Below are 3,865 nucleotides of genomic sequence, written 5' to 3' on the forward strand. Positions count from 1 at the left end.
TCTGGAAAATAAATCTATCTCAAGCAGCTATTTTCAGCGCTAACTACGTTGAATTTACTTACAATAGGCCCGCTATTGATACGTAAACTCGCCTTGTTTCCATTGAAATCTCTGACTAGAGAAAAATAAATTTAAATATCATTATGATTCAATGTATTAGTAAATATCTTAACCAGAGTTCAGGTTAAGTATATTTAAATTATTAATATATAAATCTGCTAATAGATTGCGCAAAATAAAGTGAATATACAATATAACTTCACAAATTTTACGTAACTTTACGTAACTTTACACAGTAAAGATCAATTATGAGGGTATCTAAAATAATAGAGGGAAATACGCGCACATTAACTACAGTGCGCGTAAAAAGAAATATTAGCTAATTTTGCTCGAAGCGTGCTTCAAGCCAAGTATCATCTTGCGCAAAGTTTAAGGTTCTAATTTTCCCTTTGCCCTCAATATTAACCATATTTACTTGAGCAGGCCACAGATCACGCAGTGCGCCATTACTCATTTTAATTCCTTCAATCCCTTGTGGAATAGGTGCTTCTTGATAAACCCAAAAAAACTTACCATCAACTTGTGCCCCTACAAAGCTAAGTGGCAAAGGTTCACCACTTAACGTTTGTAGCGCAATATGCGATTCAACATATTTAGCAAAACGTTGCTGGTCTACTTTATTACTAATAATATCGATTTTGCCATTAAACAATGTGCCTACAGCATGTTCGGTATCGTGTAAGTAAAAGCGATGCATTAGCTCAACATTATGCGTTCGTTTATTAAAAAGCACGGTTGTAATTGACGATTTTAATTGATGCGCCATACTCGGCGCAGCAACTAAAAGGCAAACAATAATAAGCACAAAGCGCATTATTGTTGCTCCTCACCGTCATCCTTTTGGTCTTTTTCATCATCACTTTTAAGCTCAGTTTTAATATCTTGCATGATATCGCGACTTACTTTAGCTTTACTCTTTTCCTTTTTAAACACTTCAACACGTGAAGGAATAATACGACGAGGGTAGTTATTGTTTTCAACATCTACGTCAGCTGTTTCCCAGCCTGGATCGACAGTAACTGATACAAGCGGTTTGTTTTTATCGGTAACAATTAGCTTTTGAACATTTTTATAATTACGACGCCAAATTTCAGCAGGAATATAACGCTCTTCGGTTGTGCCATCTTCATATGTTAGCTCAAGTAATATAGGCATTACCAAACCACCAAGGTTTGAAAATTCCATAACGTAGTAGTTTTTATCTTCTTCTAAAGCACGTTCAAGCGTTTTACGCTCCCACGGCTCTAAGCCTTTTAAAAACTTGTTGTACGAGTTACGTTCTTTGTTAGTTACTGTAAAACGGTCGTTTTCGTCATAAAAGTCGGTAACATCAGTATTTTGCTCAACCCATGTTTTTTTACCTTCAGCACGGTTACGCTCAACAAATAACGATGTAGGCTTATCAGCTTCAATATCGCGTAAGCGACTGTAATCAATATCAGGGTTTTTAGTATCTAAACGCAGCTGATACACTTTATCTAAAGAAATATCGACATGGTCTGTGGTGTAAAACCAGCCACGCCAAAACCAATCTAAATCAACACCTGAGGCTTCTTCCATTGTACGGAAAAAGTCAGCAGGAGTAGGGCGCTTGTATTTCCAACGCTGAGCATATTCTTTAAATGCAAAGTCAAATAAATCACGGCCTAAAATAACTTCACGTAGAATATTTAGCGCTGCTGCTGGTTTTGTATAAGCATTAGGACCTAAACGTAATACACTGTCTGACTGAGTCATAACAGGGACTTGGTTTTCAGACTTCATGTAGCTCACTATATCGCGAGGCTCTACGCCCCAAGGAATAGTAGGATCCCATTCACGACCAGCAACGCCATCTAAAAAGCTGTTTAAACCTTCATCCATCCACGTCCATTGGCGCTCATCTGAGTTCACAATCATTGGAAAGTAAATATGGCCAACTTCGTGAATAACTACGCCAATTAAAAAGCGTTTTTCTGATTGAGAGTAAGTACGCGTGCCATCATCTTGTAACTTAGTTCGCGGACCATTAAACGTGATCATTGGGTATTCCATACCGCCAACTGGACCATTTACCGACTGTGCTGTTGGATACGGGTAATCAAAAGAGTACTTAGAGTACACTTCCATAGTGTGCACTACAGATTCAGTTGAGTATTTTTCCCATAAATCGCCACCTTCTTTAGGAAAAAACGACATAGCCATTACTAATGGTTGAACATCACCACCTTGTTGATAGCCTTTTGCATCCCACATAAATTTACGAGACGACGCCCAAGCAAAGTCACGTACGTTTTGCGCTTTAAAGTGCCACGTTTTAGTTTTGTCAGTGCCTTCTTTTTCGTTTTCTAACGCTTCTTCTGCGTTAACAATAAACACAGGGCGTTTTGATGTTTCAGCTTCTTTTAAACGTTTACGCTGAGTACTTGTTAGTACTTTGCTCGCGTTATCAAGCTTACCTGTTGCCGATACAATATGATCCGCAGGAACAGTGATCTCAACGTCGTAATCACCAAACTCAAGTGTAAACTCACCAGATCCTAAAAATGGTTTGTTTGTCCATGCTTCGTAATCAGTGTAGGCCGCTAAACGAGGAAACCACTGCGCAATTAAGAATATGTCGTTGCCATCTTCTTCAAAGTGCTCATAACCAGAGCGCGCACCTACAGCATCTTCTTCTACAATATTGAAGGCAAAGTTCATGCTAAATTCGACTTCTTTACCCGGTTTTAATGGCTCATTTAAATCAATGCGCATTAAAGTATCAACTACAGTTACACGTAGTTCTTTACCGTCTTCATCTTTAACACCATTAATTGTATAACCAAGCTCGTTGTCGCTCATAAATTGCTGACGGCGTAAGTCACCTAAACTTAACTTCGCTGGCTTTTGGGTTGGCAAGCTTTTTAACGTACTTTTAAACGTTTTAGTTGTCTCGGCAATAGAATCGCTTTTGAAAATATTTTGATCTAGCTGTAACCATAAATATTTGAGTGTATGCGGAGAGTTATTTTTATATTCAATGCTTTGGCTACCAGTAATACGGCGCTTTTTTTCATCTAGCTTTACATCAATATCGTAATTAACGCGCTGTTGCCAGTATTTTTCCCCAGGTTCGCCTGCGGCACTACGATAAACATTGGGTGTTGGAAGGGCTTCATCTAATTGACGAAATTTATCAACGTAAGAACCTTTTGTTTGTTCAACTGAAGACGCCATAACAGCACTCGACATTGCCAATGGCAACACAAAAGCGCTTAGCGTAAGAACTGTTTTTTTCATTGTTAGTCCTAATAGATTTTAGTAATGGTACTTTGACAAAATAACAGCTTGGCTTCAATAAATTAGCGATAAAGTGCTGCTTTTATACGTTGATATTCACTATTTTTTCACATCATTTTTTTATCTTTATAAATACACCTAAAACACATAGAAAAAACTGTAAAGGGGGTTTACAAAACACATAGCGTGGAACCAAAAAAAGAGAAATACCTCAACTTAAAAGTTCAGGCCTAATTCATACCTATTCGTTACAGTGAGTGTGTCTTTTTAGATAGTGGAGATTGCTATGAAGTTTTATATTATAAAAAAAGAGCAGCAACTCGAAGCAATTCCTGCACAAAAGTTACTCCTTGAAAGTTACCAAGCTTATAATACCAATTTTATTAAAACATGATCACTCTAGGGTCTGTTTATCTTTCGAGGTTGAATTTGCAGCAGACTGTTTGGTGTTTAGGCAAGGCAGAGCCTGTGTAGTGTGGTTATTCCACATAAATAGGCGATAACGCAGCATAAATGCCAAACATGCGCTGCCCTTTGGGTTCTT

General features: G+C 37.9%; 2 protein-coding genes. Both read right to left on the reverse strand.

The annotated features are described in order from the left end of the window. Positions 1-379: 379 nt before the first annotated feature. A complete protein-coding gene (locus tag CWB66_RS19655; protein WP_138586675.1) occupies positions 380-874 on the reverse strand; it encodes a DUF6702 family protein in 495 nt (164 codons plus the stop codon). Continuing rightward, the gene (locus tag CWB66_RS19660) at positions 874-3,321 is read right to left on the reverse strand and encodes a M1 family metallopeptidase (protein ID WP_138586676.1); all 2,448 of its coding nucleotides are present in this window, start codon (positions 3,319-3,321) and stop codon (positions 874-876) included. The genes CWB66_RS19655 and CWB66_RS19660 overlap by 1 nt, the downstream gene beginning before the upstream one ends. Positions 3,322-3,865: the final 544 nt, after the last annotated feature.

It is taken from the genome of Pseudoalteromonas sp. S558 (assembly GCF_005886635.1).
Taxonomy (GTDB): Bacteria; Pseudomonadota; Gammaproteobacteria; order Enterobacterales; family Alteromonadaceae; genus Pseudoalteromonas; species Pseudoalteromonas aliena.

Coding starts and splice junctions, on each gene's coding strand:
- CWB66_RS19655 (WP_138586675.1), bottom strand. CDS start 874: ATGCGCTTTGTGCTTATTATTGTTTGCCTTTTAGTTGCTGCGCCGAGT.
- CWB66_RS19660 (WP_138586676.1), bottom strand. CDS start 3,321: ATGAAAAAAACAGTTCTTACGCTAAGCGCTTTTGTGTTGCCATTGGCA.